General features: G+C 65.5%; 20 protein-coding genes. 8 read left to right on the forward strand and 12 right to left on the reverse strand.

Features of this window, described 5'->3' with window-relative positions:
• Positions 1-38: 38 nt before the first annotated feature.
• Positions 39-1,280 carry an acetylornithine/succinyldiaminopimelate transaminase gene (locus ACZ9AQ_RS18060; RefSeq protein WP_429205793.1) on the reverse strand — a complete coding sequence of 414 codons (1,242 nt, stop codon included), beginning with the start codon at positions 1,278-1,280 and terminating at the stop codon, positions 39-41.
• A 133-nt stretch (positions 1,281-1,413) separates the two neighbouring features.
• Positions 1,414-2,352 (reverse strand): GlxA family transcriptional regulator, encoded by a 939-nt coding sequence (locus ACZ9AQ_RS18065; RefSeq protein ID WP_429205795.1) that lies wholly within the window; start codon positions 2,350-2,352, stop codon positions 1,414-1,416.
• Positions 2,353-2,522: 170 nt separating this feature from the next.
• On the opposite strand from ACZ9AQ_RS18065, the gene ACZ9AQ_RS18070 reads away from it, so the two are divergent.
• From ACZ9AQ_RS18070 to ACZ9AQ_RS18080, 3 genes are all read left to right on the forward strand, one after another.
• Entirely contained in the window at positions 2,523-3,014 is a 492-nt protein-coding gene (locus ACZ9AQ_RS18070) for a MarR family winged helix-turn-helix transcriptional regulator (protein ID WP_429205797.1), read from the forward strand.
• A complete protein-coding gene (locus tag ACZ9AQ_RS18075; RefSeq protein ID WP_429205799.1) occupies positions 3,011-3,292 on the forward strand; it encodes a hypothetical protein in 282 nt (93 codons plus the stop codon). The genes ACZ9AQ_RS18070 and ACZ9AQ_RS18075 overlap by 4 nt, the downstream gene beginning before the upstream one ends.
• Before the next feature lie 90 nt (positions 3,293-3,382).
• Positions 3,383-4,216, forward strand: a complete 834-nt coding sequence (locus ACZ9AQ_RS18080; RefSeq protein WP_429205801.1) for an HDOD domain-containing protein — start codon at positions 3,383-3,385, stop codon at positions 4,214-4,216.
• Between the two features lie 37 nt (positions 4,217-4,253).
• Here the strand turns inward: ACZ9AQ_RS18080 and ACZ9AQ_RS18085 are convergent, their stop codons facing one another.
• Entirely contained in the window at positions 4,254-5,222 is a 969-nt protein-coding gene (locus ACZ9AQ_RS18085) for an IS1595 family transposase (RefSeq protein WP_429205803.1), read from the reverse strand.
• A 346-nt stretch (positions 5,223-5,568) separates the two neighbouring features.
• On the opposite strand from ACZ9AQ_RS18085, the gene fabG reads away from it, so the two are divergent.
• Together fabG and ACZ9AQ_RS18095 are read left to right on the forward strand one after the other, a co-directional pair.
• Positions 5,569-6,366, forward strand: coding sequence for a 3-oxoacyl-ACP reductase FabG (gene fabG, locus ACZ9AQ_RS18090; RefSeq protein ID WP_429205805.1), 798 nt, complete (start codon positions 5,569-5,571; stop codon positions 6,364-6,366).
• Positions 6,359-8,188 carry a glycoside hydrolase family 15 protein gene (locus ACZ9AQ_RS18095; protein WP_429205806.1) on the forward strand — a complete coding sequence of 610 codons (1,830 nt, stop codon included), beginning with the start codon at positions 6,359-6,361 and terminating at the stop codon, positions 8,186-8,188. Before fabG ends, ACZ9AQ_RS18095 begins: the two co-directional genes overlap by 8 nt.
• A gap of 372 nt (positions 8,189-8,560) precedes the next feature.
• On the opposite strand, the gene secF is transcribed toward ACZ9AQ_RS18095, so the two are convergent.
• The 5 genes from secF to queA all read right to left on the reverse strand — a co-directional run bounded on the left by secF (position 8,561) and on the right by queA (position 14,219).
• Complete coding sequence (gene secF / locus ACZ9AQ_RS18100) at positions 8,561-9,583, reverse strand: protein translocase subunit SecF (protein ID WP_429205807.1); 1,023 nt, start codon at positions 9,581-9,583, stop codon at positions 8,561-8,563.
• Positions 9,584-9,598: 15 nt separating this feature from the next.
• The gene (gene secD / locus ACZ9AQ_RS18105; protein WP_429205808.1) at positions 9,599-11,473 is read right to left on the reverse strand and encodes a protein translocase subunit SecD; all 1,875 of its coding nucleotides are present in this window, start codon (positions 11,471-11,473) and stop codon (positions 9,599-9,601) included.
• Between the two features lie 55 nt (positions 11,474-11,528).
• On the reverse strand, positions 11,529-11,858 hold the full coding sequence (gene yajC / locus ACZ9AQ_RS18110; RefSeq protein ID WP_429205809.1) for a preprotein translocase subunit YajC: 330 nt from the start codon (positions 11,856-11,858) through the stop codon (positions 11,529-11,531).
• Between the two features lie 178 nt (positions 11,859-12,036).
• Positions 12,037-13,176 carry a tRNA guanosine(34) transglycosylase Tgt gene (gene tgt, locus ACZ9AQ_RS18115; protein ID WP_429205810.1) on the reverse strand — a complete coding sequence of 380 codons (1,140 nt, stop codon included), beginning with the start codon at positions 13,174-13,176 and terminating at the stop codon, positions 12,037-12,039.
• A 20-nt stretch (positions 13,177-13,196) separates the two neighbouring features.
• Positions 13,197-14,219, reverse strand: coding sequence for a tRNA preQ1(34) S-adenosylmethionine ribosyltransferase-isomerase QueA (gene queA / locus ACZ9AQ_RS18120; RefSeq protein WP_429205812.1), 1,023 nt, complete (start codon positions 14,217-14,219; stop codon positions 13,197-13,199).
• Between the two features lie 105 nt (positions 14,220-14,324).
• On the opposite strand from queA, the gene recG reads away from it, so the two are divergent.
• From recG to ACZ9AQ_RS18135, 3 genes are all read left to right on the forward strand, one after another.
• Positions 14,325-16,385 carry an ATP-dependent DNA helicase RecG gene (gene recG, locus ACZ9AQ_RS18125; RefSeq protein ID WP_429205813.1) on the forward strand — a complete coding sequence of 687 codons (2,061 nt, stop codon included), beginning with the start codon at positions 14,325-14,327 and terminating at the stop codon, positions 16,383-16,385.
• Positions 16,386-16,411: 26 nt separating this feature from the next.
• A complete protein-coding gene (locus ACZ9AQ_RS18130) occupies positions 16,412-16,813 on the forward strand; it encodes a hypothetical protein (RefSeq protein ID WP_429205815.1) in 402 nt (133 codons plus the stop codon).
• A 176-nt stretch (positions 16,814-16,989) separates the two neighbouring features.
• A complete protein-coding gene (locus tag ACZ9AQ_RS18135; protein ID WP_429205816.1) occupies positions 16,990-17,736 on the forward strand; it encodes a hypothetical protein in 747 nt (248 codons plus the stop codon).
• Between the two features lie 63 nt (positions 17,737-17,799).
• On the opposite strand, the gene ACZ9AQ_RS18140 is transcribed toward ACZ9AQ_RS18135, so the two are convergent.
• The 4 genes from ACZ9AQ_RS18140 to ACZ9AQ_RS18155 form a co-directional block, all read right to left on the reverse strand.
• Positions 17,800-18,543: an NYN domain-containing protein gene (locus tag ACZ9AQ_RS18140; protein ID WP_429205817.1), complete on the reverse strand. Its 744-nt coding sequence runs from the start codon at positions 18,541-18,543 to the stop codon at positions 17,800-17,802.
• A gap of 95 nt (positions 18,544-18,638) precedes the next feature.
• A complete protein-coding gene (locus tag ACZ9AQ_RS18145) occupies positions 18,639-18,998 on the reverse strand; it encodes a glyoxalase superfamily protein (protein WP_429205819.1) in 360 nt (119 codons plus the stop codon).
• Between the two features lie 10 nt (positions 18,999-19,008).
• Positions 19,009-19,998 (reverse strand): Gfo/Idh/MocA family protein, encoded by a 990-nt coding sequence (locus tag ACZ9AQ_RS18150; RefSeq protein WP_429205821.1) that lies wholly within the window; start codon positions 19,996-19,998, stop codon positions 19,009-19,011.
• A gap of 14 nt (positions 19,999-20,012) precedes the next feature.
• A complete protein-coding gene (locus tag ACZ9AQ_RS18155) occupies positions 20,013-20,804 on the reverse strand; it encodes a DUF3025 domain-containing protein (RefSeq protein ID WP_429205822.1) in 792 nt (263 codons plus the stop codon).
• Between the last annotated feature and the right edge of the window lie 2 nt (positions 20,805-20,806).

A 20,806-nucleotide genomic window follows, 5' to 3' on the forward strand; every position in this document is an offset into this window, starting at 1 on the left:
CCCTCGCAGGCGGGCCGGCCGCGACCGGAGCCTGGCGATCAGGCGCCGGTGAATTCCGCCACCGCCGCGCGCATGATGCGGTCGGCCTCGAGGATCTGCTCGTCCGACACCACCAGCGCCGGCGCCAGGCGCACGACGTCGGGACCTGCGATCAGCAGCATCAGTCCCAGCTTTTCGCACAGCTTGGTGTAGTCCTTCGAGCGGCCCTTGAAGCCTTCGGCCATCGGCAGGCCGATGAGCAGGCCCATGCCGCGCGGCTGGCCGAACACGTTCGGATAATCCGCCGCCAGCTGCTGCAGATTGGCCATGACCCTGGCGCTGGCTTCCTTGACGCGGCCCAGGAAGGCCGGCTGGTTGATCAGCTCGAGAACCTTGAGGCCCACGGTCGACGCCAGCGGATTGCCGCCGTAGGTGGTGCCGTGGGTGCCGACCGCCAGGTACTGGGCGATCTCGGTGGTGGTCAGCATGGCGCCGATCGGATAGCCGTTGCCCAGCGCCTTGGCCGAGGTCAGCACGTCCGGCACCACGCCCATCTGTTCATAGGCGAACAGCGAACCGGTGCGGCCCATGCCCGACTGCACTTCGTCGAACACCAGCAGCGCGCCGGTCTTGTCGCAGAACTCGCGCAGCGCTTTCAGGTAGTCCGGGTTGCCCGGGATGACGCCGCCCTCGCCCTGGATCGGCTCGACGATCACGGCGGCGACGTCATCGAGGATGGCGGCGCGCGCCGCCTCGATGTCGTTGTACGGGATGTGGGAGAGGTCTTGCGGCAGCGGCTCGAAGCCTTCGGTGTACTTCGGCTGGCCGCCGACCGAGACGGTAAACAGGGTGCGGCCGTGGAACGACGACAGGCAGGAGACGATACGCGACTTGTGCGGGCCGAACTTGCCGTGCGCGTATTTGCGCGCCAGCTTGAGGGCCGCTTCGTTGGCTTCGGCGCCCGAGTTGCAGAAGAAGGCGCGTTCGGCGAAGGTGGCGTCGATCAGGGCCGAGGCCAGGCGCAGCACCGGCTCGTTGGTGTAGCCGTTGCCGACGTGCCACAGGGTGTTCAGTTGCCTGGTCAGCGCTTCGATCACTTCCGGATTGGCGTGGCCCAGGGCGGTGACGGCGATGCCCGAGGTGAAGTCGAGGTAATGCTTGCCTTCCTGGTCCCACAGGTCGAGGCCCGACGCGCGCACCGGCACCATCTCGGCCGGAGCATAGGTGGGAACCAGGACCTCGTCGAAGGTCTGCCGAGTGACAGGCCGCGTGGCGATACCCGAATCAAGCTTTGCGTTCATGGCTTCTTTTCCTCATCCAATCAGTGTGGGTGGCGCGGGATGGAATCACCGCATGATCGGGCCATTATAGAAACGCTTCCTGACAACTTCTTTTAGAAGTGCGACAGGCATTTTCATTTTTGACGCTGCTTGACTATTGAGCAAGCTTTCTCTGCCGTTCTTCCCGTGGCGTATTGCCGAACAGCGAACCGAATGCGGTCGAGAAATGCGATCCGGACGAAAAGCCGCACATCAGCCCCACCTGCACGATCGAGTGATTGGTGTCGAGCAGCAGTTGGCGTGCGCGGCGCAGGCGCAGCTCCAGGTAGTAGCGCGACGGCAGGCTGCCCAGGTATTGCTTGAACAGGCGCTCCAGCTGGCGCCGCGAGACGCCGGCCAGCTGGGCGATCTCGTCGGTCGAGAGCGGCTCTTCGATGTTCGCCTCCATCAGCGCCACCGCCTCGGACAGCTTCGGCTGCAGGACGCCGAAGCGGGCCTGCAGCGCCACCCGCTGGCGCTCGTCCGGGCCGCGCACCCGGTCGATGCACAGGGTTTCCTTGACCTGGGCCTGGACCGTGGCGCCGAACAGCAGCTCGACCAGCATCAGGGCGAAGTCGATGCTGGCCGCGCCGCCGCAGCAGGTGAGGCGGTGGCCGTCGAACTCGTACAGGTGGGGACTGAGCAGGGCTTGCTCGGCCTGGGCATTGACGTCCGGATACAGCGCCCAGGGCAGCGCGGCGCGGGCGCCGTGCAGCACGCCGGCATCGGCCAGCCACAGTACCCCGGCCCCCACCCCGCCCCAATACGGCGCGGCGCGGCAGCGCTCGACCAGCGCGCGCAGATTGGCCGGCCGCAGGGCGGCCTCGGCCTCGTCGGCCACCAGCAGCACCAGGTGCCAGTGGCGCCCGGCGTCGCTCATGAACTTGTCCGGGCCGCGCACGTCGACGTGCAGCCGGTCCGGCCCCAGCACCTTGGCCGCCAGGCGCAGCGGCTGGTACAGCCCGGACCAGGTCAGCGCATCGGGCTCGCCGGCATTGACCAGCAGGACGCGCAACGGCCGTTCCTGCGCCAGCACGGACAGGTCAGGCTGCATCGCAACGGACGGTCGATGCCATGGCGGGGAAGGCAAATTCGCGGCGGACGTGGTTGGACATGGTCGTCTATCATACCGGAGAACAATAGCGCCGTTCCGGGCGTGTTGCACCATGGAGATATTGCGTAGCGGGCAACGGAAGGCGCGGTGGGCGGCTATAATCCCGGCCCATGGGGGAACGATATCTAAAAAGCGTCCGGCTGCTGGCCGAGTGCATGCAGGGCTTCGAGCGCGTCTCGGGCGATGCCGTACGCCAGCACGGGTTGACGCATGCGCAGTTCGATATCATCGCCACCCTGGGCAATACCACCGGCATGAGCTACAAGGAACTGGGCGAACGGACCCTGATCACCAAAGGCACCCTGACCGGCGTCATCGAGCGGCTGGAACAAAAAGGCCTGGTGCTGCGCGAGCGCAGCAACGACGACAAGCGATCGTTCTTCGTGCGTCTGACGCCGGCCGGCGACCAGGTGTTCTGCAATGTGTTCCCAAAAGTGATTGCACGTGGAAAAGAATTATTCACCGCTTACAGCGATGCCGATTTCGCCGCGCTCGAGCAGGCGCTCGACCTGCTGCGCACCCGCATCCACGGCGACGGCAGCTGCATCGACCTGGGCGGCAACCCGACGCCATTCCCCTCCCAACTGAAGGAAACGCCTTGAAAACTTCTCTCATCGACGGCAAGAAGCCGGCCCATTTCGACAAGCACATCATCGGCAACATCCTGCTCGACGTCGCCCCGCTGGACGAAGTGCGCCAGGAACCGATGCTGATCGGCGTGCGCAACGAGACGGGCGAGATCTATCGCCTCATCGGTGCAACCAAACTCAATAGTTACATGAACGCGGTCGAGGAACTGCTCGACCTCGGCCTGGTCGACGAGCTGGAAAACCTCGAAGAACAGAAGGAAGGCTGCGACGCCATCTTCAGCGAAGAGTAACGACGCCTGGATGCCACGGCCCCACCGAAATCAATACTGTGGGGCAATATTTTTGCATGCAAGGTGTTGCGTTGAGGGTATAATTTTTTCATGGACCCAGTCTCCGCACTCGACAGCATTGCCGCCGAAGCCAGCCGCGGCGAACTTGCCTTCCCCACCAGCGTCAACGCCTCGCTGACCCTGCAGCGGGCGCTGGGCGAACCCGACTGCCATATCGAAGCCGCCGCCCGCCTGGTGCAGGCCGAGCCGCTACTGGCGGCGCGCACGGTCGCGATCGCCAACTCGGTGGCCTATAACCGCAGCGGCAACGACGTCACCAACGTGCGCGCGGCGGTCCAGCGCGTGGGCTTTCGCACCCTGGGCGCCCTGGCGGCCTCGGTCATCGTGCGCCAGCTGGCCAGCGAGATCCGCGATCCGGGCCTGCGTCACAAGGCCGACCAGCTATGGGCCCATTCGGCCCACGTGGCTGCGCTGGCCCAGGTGATCGCGCGCCGCGTGTCCTTCGTCGATCCCGACACCGCGCTGTTCGCCGGCATCGTGCACGAGGTCGGCGGCTTCTACCTGCTGTCGCGCGCCGAAGCCCTCCCTGGCCTGCTGGACGACAACCTCGACGCCTGGCTCGACCATGGCGAAGCGGCCGTCGGCCGCGGCGTGCTGCACAAGCTGGGCGTCCCGGCGCCGGTCATGAGCGCGATCGAGGCGCTGTGGGACGGCATGCGCGCGCTGCCGCCGGAAACCCTGGGCGACACCCTGCTGCTGGCCAACGACCTGGCGCCCCTGCCTTCTCCGCTGTTCGCGCCGCCCGGCGCCACCACCCATACCGCGGCCGCGACCATCGACTTCGTGTTCGGCGCGGGCACGCTCAAGGGCGTGCTGGAAGAGTCAAGCGAGGAAGTCAAGAGCCTGACGTCGGCGCTGCTGTAAGCGACGTCCGTTCCCCAAAAAAAAGGCGCTGTGCTCGTTAGGTGTTGATGACCCCGAATGCGATGCGCAGCAATTGCTCGACAGATGGTACCCGCCCGCCATCGAGCGCCCAATGCCAGCCCAGGTAGTTGGGCAGTCGGCATGAAGCTACGCCATGGAAGCGCGCCAGCCATTCCTTGAAGCGCCGGTGGTAGGCGTTGATATTCTGCACATGGATGGCGCCCTCGACGCCCTTGCGCACCCGTTCGCCGGCACTGAGATTGACCGCTTGATGCGCGATGCCGTGGGTACGGGCGAAGGCGGCATAGGCGGCGTTGGCGTCCGTTACCAGCAGCGCCTGGGGATCGAGTTTCGGCAGCAGGTGCCTGACCAGCTGCGCTGCCTTCAAGGCGCCGCGTCCGGTCACGGCGTCGATGGTCTGGCCGCTGCGGTCGCGTGCCACCAGGATGCAGTCGAGATGATGCGAGATCCCGCGCAGGGCAGCCCTGCCGCCGCGCTTGCGCGGCTGGCGATCGAGCTTGCGTGATCCTTTTTGCGATTCGAGCAGGAACATCTCGTCGGCCTCGACGATGCCTGAAAGACGCGCCGGGCGGTCGTCCTTGGCCCGCTCGAGAAAGCGATGACGCCAGCGAAAGGCGGTATTGCGGTGCACGCCGACACGCCTGGCCGCAGAGCGGACCGAGCGGGAATCAAGCACCGTTTCCAGATAGTCGAGCCACTTGCCCTTGAGCCTGAGCCGTGCCAGCGGCGTGCCGGTCAGGTCGTTGAAAGTGCGGCCGCACGCGCAGCAGCGATAGCGTTGCAGACCATTGGCCTGGCCATGCCGGTGGCAACGTTCGCAGGCACAGCCCGGGCAGCGCCGGCCCTTTGACCGGATCTCGCCGATAAGGCCGGTCACCCGGTCCAGCCCGGCTGCCGGATGCAGGGCGGCGAGCACCTTCTGGCGCTGCGGCTGGTTCAGCTTTAGCAGCTGGGCGAACAGCTTCGTAAACTGCGGCGCTTTCATCGTACGCTCCCGATCGATGACGACCGGGATTGGACCGCGGGTCAGCTCAGCAGTTCAATGCTCATCCACAGCTAACGAGGACAGCGTCAAAAAAAACGCCCGCTCGGTAAGGAGCGGGCCAAGTCCAAAACTAGGGATGTCCTGAAAGAGACAGCCTCATCTTATGCCGGTGGCGTGGCGCACTCCGTACGCTCACGCACACTATCGGCCAGGCTCCGCGTTTCATTTGCCGTGCACCACACGCCACCCAGGCGTGCATGTCCGATCCCTACTTTCTGCTAAGGTCGTCCAGCCAGGACGCGACTGCAGAGCGCGTCCGGCGCAATCACGCTCTGGAGGACATTTCATGAAAATCAGCCTGAACGACCAGGTGGCGCTCGTGACCGGCGGCGACTCCGGCATCGGCCGCGCCATCTGCATCGCCTTCGCCGCAGCCGGCGCCAAGGTGGTGGTCAACTACAACAGCAGCCAGGACAAGGCCGACGAAGTCGTGCGCCAAATCCAGCAAGCCGGCGGCCAGGCGCTGGCGGTGCAGTGCGATGTGTCCAGCGAGGACGACGTCGCACGCCTGTTCGACGAGACCGACCAGGCCTTCGGCGGCCTCGATATCCTGGTCGCCAACGCGGGCATGCAGAAGGATGCGCGGATCGCCGACATGTCGCTGGAAGAGTGGAAGACCGTGCTCGACGTTAACCTGACCGGCCAGTTCCTGTGCGCCCGCGCGGCGGTGCGGCGCTTTCGGCGCCAGGGCAACCGTGGCCGCATGCGCGCCAATGGCGTCATCCTGTGCATGAGTTCGGTCCATGAAACGATTCCCTGGGCCGGCCACGTCAACTATGCCGCGTCCAAGGGCGGCATCGGCATGTTCATGCGCTCGCTGGCCCAGGAAGTGGCGCGGGAACGCATCCGCGTCAACGGCATCGCGCCCGGCGCCATCCGCACCCCGATCAACGAGGACGCCACCGAAGGCGAGGCGGGCAAGAAGCTGCTCGAGCTGATTCCGTATGGACGCATCGGCGAGGCCGACGACGTGGCCAGCCTGGCGCTGTTCATGGCGTCCGACCTGGCCGACTACATGACCGGCGCCACGGTCTACGTCGACGGCGGCATGTCGCTCTATCCAGGATTCGAAGACAATGGCTGAACTCAAGGCAACCCGCCCGCCGCGCCCGATCGGCGACCATGGCGCCATCGGCAACATGGCCACGATCGCGCTGGTGGCGCTCGACGGCACGGTCGACTTCCTGTGCTGGCCCGACTTCGACAGTCCCAGCATCTTCGCCGCCCTGCTCGACCCCGAGCAGGGCGGACACTTCACCATCGCGCCCGAGGACCCGGACATGCGCGTGGTGCAGACCTATGTGCCCGACACCAATGTGCTGCTGACCCAGTGGCTGGGCGAGACGTCCAACGTCGAACTCATCGATTTCATGGCCGGTCCCGAGGAACTCGGCCATGGCGCGGCGCGCCTGGTGCGCCGGGTGCGGGTCGGCAGCGGCGAAGCCCGCATCCGGATCAATTGCCAGCCGCGCTTCGACTACGCCCGCCAGCGACCCGACGTCACGGTGGGGCAGGACCATGTGGTATTCGCCACCCCTGATGCCACCGGCGGCCTGCGCCTGCGCTTGTCGGCGCCGGTCAACTTCACGGCAACCGACGGCGGCGCCGGCGCATCGATCGTCTTGCGCGCCGGCGACGTGATGGATTTCGTGCTCGACGAGGACGGCGACTCGGCGCTCGATGCCAGCGCACGCGACGCCCTGCTCGCCGAAGTCGTGCGGCGCTGGCAGGACTGGACCCGACGCTCGACCTACAAGGGCCGCTGGCGCGAAGCGGTCAACCGCTCGGCGCTGGTGCTCAAGCTGATGACCTCGTGCCGCCACGGCTCGATGGTCGCAGCCGCGACCTTCGGCCTGCCCGAGGTGCTGGGCGGTTCGCGCAACTGGGACTACCGCGCCACCTGGATCCGCGACGCCTCGTTCACCGTGTACGCGCTGATGCGGCTCGGCTACGTCGACGAGGCCAAGGCGTTCACGCGCTGGTCGGCCGAACGGCCGAAGCACGATTCGACCGACAGCCACCTGCGCATCATGTATGCGCTGGACGGCAGCCCGGTGAAGGAGGAAATCGACCTCGACCACCTGGCGGGCTACGCCGGCTCCAAACCGGTTCGCATCGGCAATGCCGCCGCCACCCAGTTGCAGCTCGATATCTTCGGCGCCCTGCTCGATTCGATCTACCTCAGCAATAAATATGGCGAGGCGATTTCCCATGCCGACTGGGTCGGCGTGTGTCAGGTCGTCAATTTTGTCTGCGAAAACTGGCAGCGTCCGGATGCCGGCATCTGGGAAGGACGCGAGCCGCCACGCGAGCATTTGCATTCCCAACTCATGTGCTGGGTGGCGGTCGACCGCGCGGTGCGGCTGGCCGGCAAGCGCTCGCTCAGGGCGCCGTTCGAGCGCTGGATCGCGACGCGCAACGAGATCTCGCGCTATATCTGGGACACGTTCTGGAACGAGGAGCTGGGCCACTTCGTGCGCAGCAAGGGTTCGCGCGACCTGGACGGCGCGCTGCTGATGATGCCGCTGGTGCGCTTCGTCGGCTCGACAGATCCGCAGTGGCTGGCCACCCTGGACGCGATCGGCGAACAGCTCGGCGACGATGCGCTGGTGCTGCGCTACGACCGCGACGACGGCCTCGAGGGCCAGGAAGGCGCGTTCGCGGCCTGCTCCTTCTGGTACGTCGAATGCCTGGCGCGCGCCGGCCGCATCGACCAGGCCCGCAACAATATGGAAAAGCTGCTCGCCTACGGCAACCACGTCCACTTGTATGCCGAAGAGTTTACCAACCAGGCTGAGCTGCTCGGCAACTTCCCGCAAGCGTTTACCCACCTGGCCTTGATCAGCGCCGCGACCTATCTGGATGCGGCGCTCGACGGCGATATCAAGCATCCCTGGCAGCTCTAGGACAAAAAAAACCCGCGCCGTTGCCGGTGCGGGTAAAGTCCAAAACTAGGAATGTCCTGAAAGAGACGAGTCCATCTTATGCGAGCGGCGCCCGGCCCTCGGTGCGTCATTTCACACTGAACATGTCTTTTTAATATTCTCAATCCAAGGCAAGAAATGCCGGCCAAAAAAAACCCGCTTCGTTACCGAAGCGGGTGAAGTCCAAAACTAGGGATGTCCTGAAAGAGACAGGTTCACTATAGGCGCGCCAGAAAGGCAAATCCGTGCGCTGCCACACACAACACTGTCAAATTCGCCGTATAACGGAGTCGCATCAAACAACATGCCGCCGCGACAGGGCCGGGGCGGCATGTTCATGCGGGGGACGGCGGCTCAGACCACCGCGCCGTCGGTCTCGTCTTTTTCCTTGACCGGCTTGATCAGGTCTTCGCGCTTGACGCCCAGCCACATGGCCACCGCCGCCGCCACGAACACCGACGAGTACACGCCGAACAGGATGCCGATGGCCAGCGCGATCGCGAAGTAGTGCAGCGCATAGCCGCCGAAGAACAGCATCGACATCACCATCATCAGGGTCGATCCGTGGGTGATGATGGTGCGCGAGATGGTGCTGGTGATCGCGTGGTCGATGACTTCCGCCGTCGACATCCGGCGCTGCCGGCGGAACATCTCGCGGATCCGGTCGAAGATGACGACCGACTCGTTGACCGAGTAGCCCAGCACCGCCAGCGTTGCCGCCAGCACCGTCAGCGAAAATTCCCACTGGAAGAAGGCGAAGAAGCCGAGGATGATGACCACGTCGTGCAGGTTGGCGACCACGGCGGCGACGGCGAACTTCCATTCGAAGCGGATCGCCAGGTAGATCATGATGCCGACGATGACCATGATCAGCGCGTTCAGGCCGTTCTGGGCCAGCTCGTCGCCGACCGACGGGCCGACGAACTCCACCCGCTGCAGGCTGATCAGCTCTTCACCGGAAGCGCTGGCGCAGCTGGTGTGATTGACCACCTCACCCTTGTCGGTCGTGACCTGGCGCTGCTTTGGCGCACCGCCTTCGGCGGCGCAGATGGCGTTGAAGACGCGCGCCGAGGTGCCGGCCGCTTCCGCGCCTTCCAGGATCGGCAGGCGCAGCATGATGTCCTGGGCGGTGCCGAAGCTGGCCACCTCGGGGTGCGAATAGCCCATGCCGCGCAGCGTGTCGCGGATCTTTTCCTGGTTGGCCGCATGCGGATAGCGCAGCTCCATCACGGTGCCGCCGGTGAATTCCACCGAGAAATTCAGCCCTTTGCTGAACAGGAAAAACACCGCCAGCACGAAGGTGATCACCGAGATCGCATTGAGGATCAGGGCGTGGCGCATGAACGGGATGTCCCGTTTGATCTTGAAAAATTCCATGTCAGTCTCGAGTCCTTACTTCTTGGTGGGCGACATGCCCGGCTGCCAGACCGTGCCGATCGAAATCTTGGTCAGTTTCTTCTGGCGGCCGTACCACAGGTTGGCGAAGCCGCGGGCCACGACGACGGCCGAGAACATCGAGGTCAGGATGCCCAGGCAGTGCACCACGGCGAAGCCGCGCACCGGGCCGGAACCGAAGATCAGCAGCGCGAGGCCAACGATCAGGGTGGTCACGTTGGAGTCGACGATGGTGTCCCAGGCGTGCTTGGAACCGGCCGCGATCGCCGCCTGCGGCGGCGCCCCGGCGCGCAACTCTTCGCGGATGCGCTCGTTGACGAGCACGTTGGAGTCGATCGCCACGCCCAGCGCCAGCGCGATCGCGGCGATGCCCGGCAGGGTCAGGGTGATGCCCAGGAGAGACAGCAGGGCCAGCAGGAACAGCACGTTGGCCGCCAGCGCCAGCGCCGAGAACACGCCGAACAGGTGGTAGTAGAGGACCATGAAGACCGCGATCGCCACGAAGCCCCAGATCGTCGATTGCAGGCCGCGCTCGATGTTCTCGGCGCCCAGCTGCGGGCCGATCACGCGTTCCTCGACGAATTCCATCGGCGCCGACAGCGCGCCCGAGCGCAGCAGCAGCGCCAGTTCGTTGGCGTCCTGCGAGGTCCCCATATTGGTGATCTGGAAGGTCGAACCCAGCTCGCTCTGGATGGTCGGGGCAGACAGGACGTTGTACACGCCCTTCTCTTTCAGCAGGATGGCCATGCGCTTGCCGACGTTGTCGCGGGTCGCCTGGCGGATGCGGCGGCCGCCGTCGCCGTTCAGGTCGATCGAGACGGCCGGCTGCTGGTTCTGGTCGAAGCTGGCGGTGGCGCTCGAGATGTACTCGCCGGTCAGGATGATGTCGCGCGACAGCACGACCGGGGCGCCGCGGCCTTCGGTGAACAGTTCGGAATTGAGCGGGATCGCCGCCGACAGTTCGGTGCCCGGGGTCACGGTCTGGTCGACCATGCGCAGCTCGAGGGTCGCGGTGCGGCCGATGATGTCCTTGGCGCGCGCCACGTCCTGCACGCCAGGCAGCTGGACCACGATGCGGTCGGCGCCCTGCTGCTGGATGATCGGCTCGGTGGTGCCCAGCTCATTGATGCGCTTGGATAGGGTCACGATGTTCTGCTTGACGCCCTCTTCGACGCTGCGCTTGATCGCGTCGGGCTTGAGGCTGACGACCAGCTTCTGGTCGGCGCCGTCGGCGGCGTCGGCAAAGTTCAGCTCGTTCGAACGGGTGGTCAGCACATTGCGTGCGGTGGAGCGGGTCGCGGCGTCGCGGAAGCGCACTTCGATGGTGTCGCCCACGCGCTCGATGCCGGCGTGGCGCACGTTTTCGTCGCGCAGGTTGCTGCGCACGCTGGCCTGCAGCGCCTTGACCTTGTTGTCGACCACTGCCCGGGTATCGACCTGCAGCAGGAAGTGCACGCCGCCGCGCAAGTCCAGGCCAAGGCTCATTGGCCCCGCGCCGATCTTTTCCATCCAGGCCGGGGTATTGGTGACCAGGTTGACGGTGACGATGTAATCGGGATTGGCCGGGTCGCGGTTCAATTCGCGTTCCAGGGCCAGCTTGGCCTTGAATTGTTCTTCGGTACCGGCAAAGCGCGCACGTACGGACGTCGTGTGACCGCTGCCTTCAAGGGAGATCCCGGTATGGGCAATGCCGGCACGCTTGAGCGCATCCTCGACCAGGGTAGTGGAGGCGCTGGTGATGTTCAGGGTCGAACGGCCCGATGTCACCTGCAACGCCGGCGTTTCGCCGAAGTAGTTGGGCGCCGTGTACAACGCGCCGAGCAGCAGCGCGATGACGATCATTAGGTATTTCCAGACGGGATAGCGATTCATAGTGTTCCGGCGTTCAGGTTGGGCAGTGCGGCCCGCGGGCCGCACGGGCTTGCTCTTACAGGGCTTTCAGGGTGCCCTTCGGCAGCAGGGTGGTCACCGCGTTCTTCTGCACGGTGATTTCGGTGCCGGCCGCGATTTCCAGGGTCACGTAGGCGTCGGTCACTTTCGAGACGCGACCCACGATGCCGCCGGCGGTCACGACTTCGTCGCCCTTGGCCAGTGCTTCCATCATCGCTTTCAGCTCGCGCTGGCGTTTCTGCTGAGGACGGATCATCAGGAAGTACATGACCACGAACATCAGGATCAGCGGCAGGAAGGTCGTCAGGCTGCCCATGATGCCCGGGTCTGCGGCGGCGGTTTGCGCGTAAGCGTTGGAAATAAACACAAGGAACTCCGATGGTGAAGTTAAAAAAATAAGCGGTGTATTCTAGCATCGGCCAGTCACCGAAAACCAAATCCGGGAATAGGTGATCTTGCTTTTAGGTATTACAAGAGCCTGCTGGAATTAAAATCCGGCGCTACCGTCAATACGACAGCGCCGGGCTCGGCGACTGAGCGAGCGCTTACACGCCGCGTGCGCGGCCCGCATTGAAGGCGATGCGGAACTCATTGAAACGGTCGGCATCGATGGCGTCGCGCATTTCCTGCATCAGCTTGAGGTAATAATGCAGGTTGTGGATGGTATTCAGGCGGGCGCCCAGGATTTCATTCGAGCGGTGCAGGTGATGCAGATAGGCGCGCGAGAAATTCTTGCAGCAATAGCAGTCGCAGCTCTCGTCCAGCGGCGCCTTGTCATCCTTGTAGCGCGCATTCTTGATCTTGACGTCGCCGAAACGGGTGAACAGCCAGCCATTGCGCGCGTTGCGGGTCGGCATCACGCAGTCGAACATGTCGACGCCGTTCGCCACGCCGTCGACCAGGTCTTCCGGCGTGCCGACGCCCATCAGGTAGTGCGGCTTGTGCTCGGGCAGGCGCGGGCCGACGTGGGCCAGGATGCGCTTCATGTCTTCCTTCGGTTCGCCCACCGACAGGCCGCCGATCGCCAGGCCCGGGAAGTTGATGTCTTCCAGGCCGGCCAGCGACTCGTCGCGCAGGTGCTCGTACATGCCGCCCTGGACGATGCCGAACAGCGCGTTCGGGTTGCCGCCACCGTTGAACTCGTTCATCGAGCGCTGGGCCCAGCGCAGCGACATGCGCATCGACTTGGCCGCTTCTTCGCTCGTCGCCGGACGGCCGTCGATTTCGTAAGGCGTGCATTCGTCGAACTGCATCACGATGTCGGAGTTCAGCGCGCGCTGGATCTGCATCGAGATCTCGGGCGACAGGAACAGGCGCGAGCCGTCGATCGGCGAGGCGAATTTGACGCCCTCTTCCGTGATCTTGCGCATGGCGCCCAGCGAAAACACCTGGAAGCCGCCCGAGTCGGTCAGGATCGGCTTGTCCCAGCCCATGAACTGATGCAGGCCGCCGAACTTGTTCATCACGTCCACGCCGGGACGCAGCCACAGGTGGAAAGTGTTGCCGAGGATAATCTGCGAGCCGACTTCCTTGAGTTCGACCGGCGACATCGCCTTGACCGACCCGTAGGTGCCGACCGGCATGAAAATCGGCGTTTCGATGGTGCCGTGGTTCAGCTTCAGGCGGCCGCGACGGGCGTGCGACAGGCCGCTGGTGTCTTTCTTGAGCAGGGTAAATTCGAGCATCGTGTTCTTTAACGTAGGGTTCAGCGTGACTGCGTCGTCAGCAGCATGGCGTCGCCATAGCTGAAGAAGCGGTATTCGTTGGCGATCGCATGGGCATAGGCCTTGCGGATCGGATCGAAACCGGCAAAGGCCGACACCAGCATCAACAGGGTCGACTTGGGCAGGTGGAAGTTGGTGATCAGGCGCGAAACAGTCTTGAAGCGATAGCCGGGCGTGATGAACAGCGCGGTATCGGCGCTGCCGGCGACCAGCTCGCCGCTTTGCGAGGCCGATTCCAGCGCGCGCAAGCTGGTGGTGCCGACGGCGACCACGTCGCGGCCCGCCGCTTTCGCGGCGCGCACCGCATCCACCGTCTCTTGCGAAATGGTGTACCACTCGGTGTGCATCTTGTGCTCGCTCAAATCCTCGACCCGCACCGGCTGGAAAGTGCCTGCGCCGACGTGCAGGGTGACATAGGCGAACTTGACGCCTTTTTGCGCCAACTTGTCGAGCAGGGGCTGGTCGAAGTGCAGGCCGGCCGTCGGCGCGGCGACCGCGCCCGGCTCCTTCGAGTACACGGTCTGGTAGCGCTGCTCGTCGAATTCGTCGGCGGTGTGCTCGATATAGGGCGGCAGCGGCAGGCGGCCGTGGGCGTCGATCAGTTCGAACACATCGCCTTCGAATTGCAAGGTGAAGAATTCGCCCGCGCGTTCGCCGACCGTGACGTCGAAGGCGTCGGCCAGGCGGATGCGGTTGCCCGGCTTGGGCGATTTGGAGGCGCGCACCTGGGCCAGCACGGAGCGGCTGTCGAGCACGCGCTCGACCAGCACCTCGACCTGGCCGCCGGTTTCCTTGACGCCGAAGAAGCGCGCCTTGAGCACGCGGGTATTGTTCATCACCAGCAGGTCGCCCGGCTGGAGCTGGCCGACGATGTCGGCGAAGTGGCGGTCGGTGATCTGGTCACCGTCGAGCTGGAGCAGGCGCGAGGCGCTGCGGTCAGGCAGCGGCAATTGCGCGATGCGCTCGGGGGGCAGCTCGAAGTCGAAATCGGAAAGCGAGTACATTATTCTCAATTCTGGGAAAATAAGCGCTGCCAGCTTTACAATACAGGCTCCAGCGCTGATGGCGAACCTTCTATTTTACGCCAGCGAGCGCCATTTTGCCGCGATATGCCCGCCTCCAAGACCACAAATCCACCCAAGACCCTCGAAAGCAAGCTCGCCCGCCTTGGACTGCGCAGCGACATGGACCTGGTATTGCACCTGCCGATGCGCTACGAGGACGAGACCCGGATCGTGTCGATCCGCGAGGCCTGCCTGCGCGGCGGCCACGTGTCGCAGGTCGAAGGCGTGGTGACCAAGAACGAAATCTCGTTCAAACCGCGGCGCCAGCTCCTGGTGACCATCGCCGACGAATCGGGCGACCTGCTGCTGCGCTTCATGAACTTCTACGGCAGCCAGGTCAAGCAGATGGCCGAAGGCGTGCGGATTCGCGCGCGCGGCGAACTGAAACACGGCTTCTTCGGGGCCGAGATGGTGCACCCTGCCTATAAAGTGGTCAACGAGGGCGCGCCGCTCCCCTCCTCGCTCACGCCCGTGTATCCGGCCGGCGAAGGCCTGTCGCAGACGGTGCTGCGGCGCGCGATCGCCGATGCGATGAAGCGTATCGACTGGAGCGATACCGTCCCCGCGGGCATCCGCACGAAAATGGGGCTGATCGACTTCGAGCCGGCCGTGAAGCTGCTGCACTATCCGCCGGCCGACGTCGACGAGCATGCGCTGGGCGAAAAATCGCACCCGGCCTGGGAGCGCATGAAGTTCGACGAGCTGCTGGCGCAGCAGCTGTCGCTCAAGCGCGCGCAGCGCGCGCGGCGCGACAAAGGCGCGCCGATCCTGGCAGCGGTGGGCCGGCTGTCGGAAGCCTTCCTGGCGGCGCTGCCGTTCAAGCTCACCGGCGCCCAGCAGCGCGTGGTGCAAGAGATCCGCAACGACCTGCGCGAAGGCTATCCGATGCAGCGCCTGCTGCAGGGCGACGTCGGCAGCGGCAAGACCGTGGTCTCGGCGCTGGCCGCGGCGCAGGCGATCGACAGCGGCTACCAGGCGGCGCTGATGGCGCCGACCGAGATCCTGGCCGAGCAGCATTTTCGCAAGATCGCGGCCTGGATGGAGCCGCTCGGGGTCAAGGTGGCCTGGCTCACCGGCAGCCTCAAAAAAAAAGAAAAGGCCGCCTCCAACGAATTGATCGAGTCGGGCCAGGCGAATCTGGTGATCGGCACCCATGCGCTGATCCAGGACACGGTGCAGTTCGCGAAACTGGGCCTGGTGATCGTCGACGAGCAGCACCGCTTCGGCGTCGGCCAGCGCCTCACCCTGCGCAACAAGGGCAGCGACGGCCTGGTGCCGCACCAGCTCATGATGTCGGCCACGCCGATCCCGCGCACGCTGGCGATGACCTATTACGCCGACCTCGAAGTGTCGGTGATCGACGAGCTGCCGCCGGGGCGCAGCCCGATCGTCACGCGCGCGATCGACCAGATGCGGCGCGACGAGGTGATCGAGCGCGTCTACGCGGCGGCGCTCGAAGGCCGCCAGGTGTACTGGGTCTGTCCGCTGATCGAGGAATCCGAAGCCTTGCAGCTGCAGACCGCGACCGAGACCTACGAAACCCTGGCCGAGTCGCTGCCCGAACTGCAGGTGGGGCTGGTGCATGGCCGCATGAAACCGGCCGAAAAGCAGGAAGTGATGGACGCCTTCACGGCCGGCCAGGTGCACGTGCTGGTGGCGACCACCGTGATCGAGGTCGGGGTCGACGTGCCGAACGCGTCCCTGATGGTGATCGAGCATGCCGAGCGCTTCGGCCTGTCGCAGCTGCACCAGCTGCGCGGACGCGTGGGGCGGGGTTCGGCGGCGTCGGTCTGTCTGCTGTTGTACCAGAGCCCGCTGGGCCAGGTGGCCAAGCAGCGCCTGATGACGATGCGCGAGACCACCGACGGCTTCGAGATCGCGCGGCGCGACCTGGAGATCCGCGGGCCGGGGGAGTTCCTGGGCGCGCGCCAGTCGGGCCAGGCGATGCTGCGCTTTGCCGACCTGGAGCTCGATGGCTGGCTTGTCGACCGGGCGCGCGACGTGGCGCAATACCTGCTCGACGGCGAAAAGCCCGAGAAGATCGCGGTGGTCGATGCGCACCTGGCGCGCTGGCTGGGCGGACGGGAAGAGTTCTTGAAGGTCTGACGGTTCAACATAAGGAAAGACACGCAATGAAGCAGGAACAGGCGCTGAACATCGACGAACTGACTGCCCTGGCCCAGGCCATGGCGCGGGTGACGCAGGACTGCACGTGCGAGGTCGCCAGCTACCCCGGGTGGACGCGCACGCCGGTCTCGTTCCCACAGGCGCAGATGCGCCCGGCCGGCACGCTGGCCGGCGATCCGTACTGTGATCCGACCTTCGCCGAATACCATCCGCACGGGACCAATTACTGGTCGCCGGACGCGCCGATCGCCATCCACCATTTTCCTTACAACCGCTGCGCGGTCCAGCAATGCACCGTATGCCTGCGCTACTGCCTCACCTATGTCGAGGCGGGCGGCTACTACGTCGAGCCGCGCATCCGCGCGCTCGATGCGCGGCACATCGTGGATGCGCCGGTGGCCGACTGATGAACCTGCTGCGGTGGATAACCGTGGTGGATAACCAGGCTGGATAACCATCTCACAGGCGGGCGCCGTGACAATCGGTTAGAAATTTCACCGTCGATTCCGGCTATCGTGGCGGCAGCGCGATATCACGCTCAGCAAGTCGCGTCACTCGTTCATCACCCGACACGGAACCGACAATGCCCTTTCTTGGACTCGGCCTGCACTTCCTCATCGCCCTCTTCTTCGCGGTCCATGCCGTACGCAACCGCCGCCAGCTGTACTGGCTGCTGATCCTCTTCTCTTTCCCGCTGCTCGGCAGCCTTGCCTACTTCGTCGTGGAATACCTGCCGGCCTCGCGCCTCGAGCGCCGCGGGCGCATCGCCGGTCGCGCGCTCCAGCAAAGCCTCGACCCGGGCCGCGACGTGCGCGCAGCCCGGCACGCCTTCGACCTGACCCCGACCGCCCACAACCGGATGCGCCTGGCCGCCGCCCTGCTGGACGCCGGCGAATCCGAGGAAGCGGTGCGGCATTTCGACGCCTGCCTGAACGGACCGTTCGCGGGCGATCCCGAGGTGATCCTGGGCGCGGCGCGCGCCAATGCGGCGCATGGGCAGCCGGCGGCGGCGATCGCGCTGCTGGCGCCGCTGCAGTCGAAGCATCCGAACTTTCGCGCCGACGAAGTCGGCTTGGCGCTGGGCCGGGCTTATGCCGCTGCCGGCCGGCCAGAAGACGCAGGCGCCGAGTTCGAGGCGGTCGTCGACCGCTTCGGCAGCGTCGAGGCGCGCGTCGAACTGGCGCTGTGGGCGCTCGCCAATGGCAAGGAGGCGGTGGCGCAGCGCGAGTTGAAAGAAATCCGGCATGCGCGCACGCACATGGAGAAACACACGCGGGAACTGCATCGTGACCTGTTCAGGCGGCTGGATGCCGCCACGCCGCCGACATGAAATCGCAACACAAGTAGCGAGGCTGTAGCAGTGCCCCCGTCCGGTGACGAAAGGGCGCTGGATTTACTGCGCCGGCGCCAGCTTGACGGTGTAATGACCACCGTCTTCCTTGGTCAGCGCAAGCCGGTTGTAGGCACGCAGCATGTCGAGCAAGCCGGAGTAGCCATGACCGTCCGGAGAAAAACCGGGGTCGATGCGGCGCAGGTACTGCCCGAGCGTGCCGAGATGGACCTTGCCCTCAGACGAATCGCCAGCCAGCAGCGCCACGGCCTCGACCACCATTTTCGGACGACGCTTCCCCTGTGCAGGCGGCGGCACACCGGCCTTGCGCGTCGGTTCGATCGCCATGGCCGCCCCTGGAACCGGCTCGGACGCCGGCGATTCTGGCGTCCATTCGTGAAACTGGTCACTGGCGTTGCGCAGCGCTAGCGGCGTTTTCGCTTCGCCGACGATGTGCACGGTGGCGCCGCGCTCACGCAACTTGCGGCACAGGTAGACAAAATCCGAGTCGCTCGTCACGACGCAGAAGCAGTCGGCGCGATGATCGAACAAGGCTTCCAGCGCGTCGAGCGCGAGCGCGATATCCGAGGTGTTCTTGCCGGCAGCGTACTGGTATTGAAGGCAAGGCGTAAACGCCTGCTGGACGAGGGTCTCTTGCCATTTATTGGCCAGGGTGGCGTGGTTGCCGTAACCGCGCTTGATCACGACCCTTCCCAGCTTGGGGACGATCCGCATGGCATGGGCGACGACTGCCGGGTTGGTGTTGTCGCAGTCGAGCAGGACAGCGACTTTTGTTTCATTCGTCATGGCGTCTCCGGCGCTACAGGTCGACCTACTGTAGCAGAGCCGCTACGCATCAATATGCGCGCTTCCTCACCACTGCCGCAGGCCGCCCGGCACCATCACCCGCCGGTGAACGTCAGCCGGTTCCCGAACGGATCCTTCACGCTCAGCTCGCGCGCCTCCCACGGCGTGTCCTCGATCCCGGGCCGCGCATAGCCATATTGTCTGGCGGCCAGCTCGGCATGCAGGCCATCGATGTCGTCGACCTCGATGCGCAGCGCCGCGCCGGGGCAGCAATCGCCGTGGTGCTCGCTCAGGTGCAGCACGCAGCCGCCGCGCGAGACCTGCAGGTAGAGCGGCATGCCGGGGCCGAAGCGGTGGTCCCAGTCGACCGTGAAGCCGAGGTAGTCGACGTAGAATTCGCGCGCCCTGGCCTCATCAAAGATGCGCAGGATCGGCGTAACGCTCCCGAGCTTCATGGCGCGTCCCTCAGGCGCGGTCGGCCGCGTAGCGCAGGCCGATCTGGCGCCGGATCTCGTCCATCACGCCCATCAGCGCCAGCGTCTCGTCCTGCGTCATCGACGGGCTTTCCAGCAGCCCCTGCCGCCAGCAGCGCTGGGCTTCGATCGCCTCGTGCACGTAGCCGTTGCCGAGATACGGGGTCTCGATCGTGCGCTCGCTGCCGTCGTGCAGCTTGACGGTGACCGAGGTCGCGCGGTGGAACATGGTGTTCATCCGCACCTGGCCGCGCTCGCCCGACACGGTCAGTTCGGCCGGCGAGCGCGCCAGGAAGGAGCAGCTGCACACCGACATGGCGCCGCCTTCATGCTTGAGCATGAAGCCGGTCTGCACGTCGACGCCGGTCGGGCCCATCTGGGCTTGCGCACGGACCTCGAGCACGGGGCCCAAGAGGCCCGCCGCGACCGACAGCGGATAGATGCCCAGGTCGAGCAGCGCGCCGCCGCCGAGATCGGGGTTGAACACGCGGTGCTCGGGACCGAAGGCGGCGGCGAAGCCGAAGTCGGCGACGATCTGGCGCGGGGCGCCGATCTCGCCCGAGGCCAGGATGCGCTTGACTTCCAGGTAGGCCGGCAGGTAGCGCGTCCACATCGCCTCCATCAGGAACAGGCGCTTCGAGCGCGCCAGGGTCACCACCTGCTCGGCCTCGCGCAGGTTCATCGTAAACGGCTTCTCGCACAGCACGCCCTTGCCGGCGCGCAGCGCCATCAAGGCGTTGCCGGCATGTTCCGGATGCGGCGTGCCGATGTAGATCAGGTCGATGCCCTTGGCCTCGGCCAGCAGCTCGCAGGAGCCGTAGCTGGCCAGCGCGCCGAATTCCGCGGCGAAAGCCGCGGCCTTGTCCTGGCTGCGCGAGCCCACGGCGGCCAGCACGGCCCCCGGCACGTCCTTCAGTGCATTGGCAAAGGCACGCGAAATCTTGCCCGTGCCGAGTATTCCCCAGCGTACCGTTTCAGCCATTGGCTGCTCCCAATTCAAGCCGTCCGCTTCGGACGGAACACAGTCGTATCCAGATAAAATTCCGGGTCTTGCCCAGGCCACCAGCCTGGAATGCCCAGCACCTGCAGGGGCGTGAAGGCGCCCGGCGTCAGTTCCTGATGCGCCAGGCTGGCGGCCACCTCGCGGTCGAGCCATGCGCGGCGCGCGTCCCACGCCAGCGCGAAGTAATCGTCGCCGGCGAACACCACCCGCGTATGCGCGGTGATCGCCTTGCGCGGCGCCACCAGCTTTTCCATCAGCGCGTGGCCGAACAGCCAGACCTCGACGTCCTTGCCGAACGCGTCACGCCGATCGTACAGGGCCGCGAGCCAGCGGTGCGCACGCAAGTCCTCGACCAGCGCCCGCCCGGTTTCATCGTCGCGCACCACCAGCAAGGCCGCGTTCTCGTCGAAGATGGTGGCGGCATCGCGCGCCGGCCCGCGCGACTTGCCGACGCCGGCCTGCGCGATCTGCGCCGCCTGCAGCGCGTTCAGCGCGCGCTTGATACCCGGGAAGGTCTGCCACACCAACGCATTGAAGAAGTCGTGCAGGTTGTCGCGGGTCGGCACCTGGCCGGTGGCGCCGATGAATTCTTCATAGGCCGCCCCTTCCGGCAGCGCGGCCTGCGGCACGAAGGACAGCGGCATGCCGGCGCCGTTACGCAGGTCGAGCGCGCGCGCCGCCGCGTTGAAGGCCTCGACGAAGCCATCCGGCGGCGGCGCGGCGCGCTCGAACGCCGGGCGCACCGCGTCGTACCACCGCTGCGCCCAGTCGATCGGCGGCAGCACGG

The sequence above is a fragment of the Massilia sp. UYP34 genome, assembly GCF_056279385.1.

Excerpts from the sequence above, each read along its gene's own strand:
- ACZ9AQ_RS18150 (WP_429205821.1), bottom strand. The coding sequence starts at position 19,998 with ATGGCTGAAACGGTACGCTGGGGAATACTCGGCACGGGCAAGATTTCG.
- ACZ9AQ_RS18085 (WP_429205803.1), bottom strand. The coding sequence starts at position 5,222 with ATGAAAGCGCCGCAGTTTACGAAGCTGTTCGCCCAGCTGCTAAAGCTG.
- tgt (WP_429205810.1), bottom strand. The coding sequence starts at position 13,176 with ATGCTCGAATTTACCCTGCTCAAGAAAGACACCAGCGGCCTGTCGCAC.
- recG (WP_429205813.1), top strand. The coding sequence starts at position 14,325 with ATGCCCGCCTCCAAGACCACAAATCCACCCAAGACCCTCGAAAGCAAG.
- queA (WP_429205812.1), bottom strand. The coding sequence starts at position 14,219 with ATGTACTCGCTTTCCGATTTCGACTTCGAGCTGCCCCCCGAGCGCATC.
- ACZ9AQ_RS18080 (WP_429205801.1), top strand. The coding sequence starts at position 3,383 with ATGGACCCAGTCTCCGCACTCGACAGCATTGCCGCCGAAGCCAGCCGC.
- ACZ9AQ_RS18060 (WP_429205793.1), bottom strand. The coding sequence starts at position 1,280 with ATGAACGCAAAGCTTGATTCGGGTATCGCCACGCGGCCTGTCACTCGG.
- secF (WP_429205807.1), bottom strand. The coding sequence starts at position 9,583 with ATGGAATTTTTCAAGATCAAACGGGACATCCCGTTCATGCGCCACGCC.
- ACZ9AQ_RS18145 (WP_429205819.1), bottom strand. The coding sequence starts at position 18,998 with ATGAAGCTCGGGAGCGTTACGCCGATCCTGCGCATCTTTGATGAGGCC.
- ACZ9AQ_RS18065 (WP_429205795.1), bottom strand. The coding sequence starts at position 2,352 with ATGCAGCCTGACCTGTCCGTGCTGGCGCAGGAACGGCCGTTGCGCGTC.
- ACZ9AQ_RS18135 (WP_429205816.1), top strand. The coding sequence starts at position 16,990 with ATGCCCTTTCTTGGACTCGGCCTGCACTTCCTCATCGCCCTCTTCTTC.
- ACZ9AQ_RS18095 (WP_429205806.1), top strand. The coding sequence starts at position 6,359 with ATGGCTGAACTCAAGGCAACCCGCCCGCCGCGCCCGATCGGCGACCAT.
- ACZ9AQ_RS18130 (WP_429205815.1), top strand. The coding sequence starts at position 16,412 with ATGAAGCAGGAACAGGCGCTGAACATCGACGAACTGACTGCCCTGGCC.
- ACZ9AQ_RS18070 (WP_429205797.1), top strand. The coding sequence starts at position 2,523 with ATGGGGGAACGATATCTAAAAAGCGTCCGGCTGCTGGCCGAGTGCATG.
- ACZ9AQ_RS18140 (WP_429205817.1), bottom strand. The coding sequence starts at position 18,543 with ATGACGAATGAAACAAAAGTCGCTGTCCTGCTCGACTGCGACAACACC.
- fabG (WP_429205805.1), top strand. The coding sequence starts at position 5,569 with ATGAAAATCAGCCTGAACGACCAGGTGGCGCTCGTGACCGGCGGCGAC.
- secD (WP_429205808.1), bottom strand. The coding sequence starts at position 11,473 with ATGAATCGCTATCCCGTCTGGAAATACCTAATGATCGTCATCGCGCTG.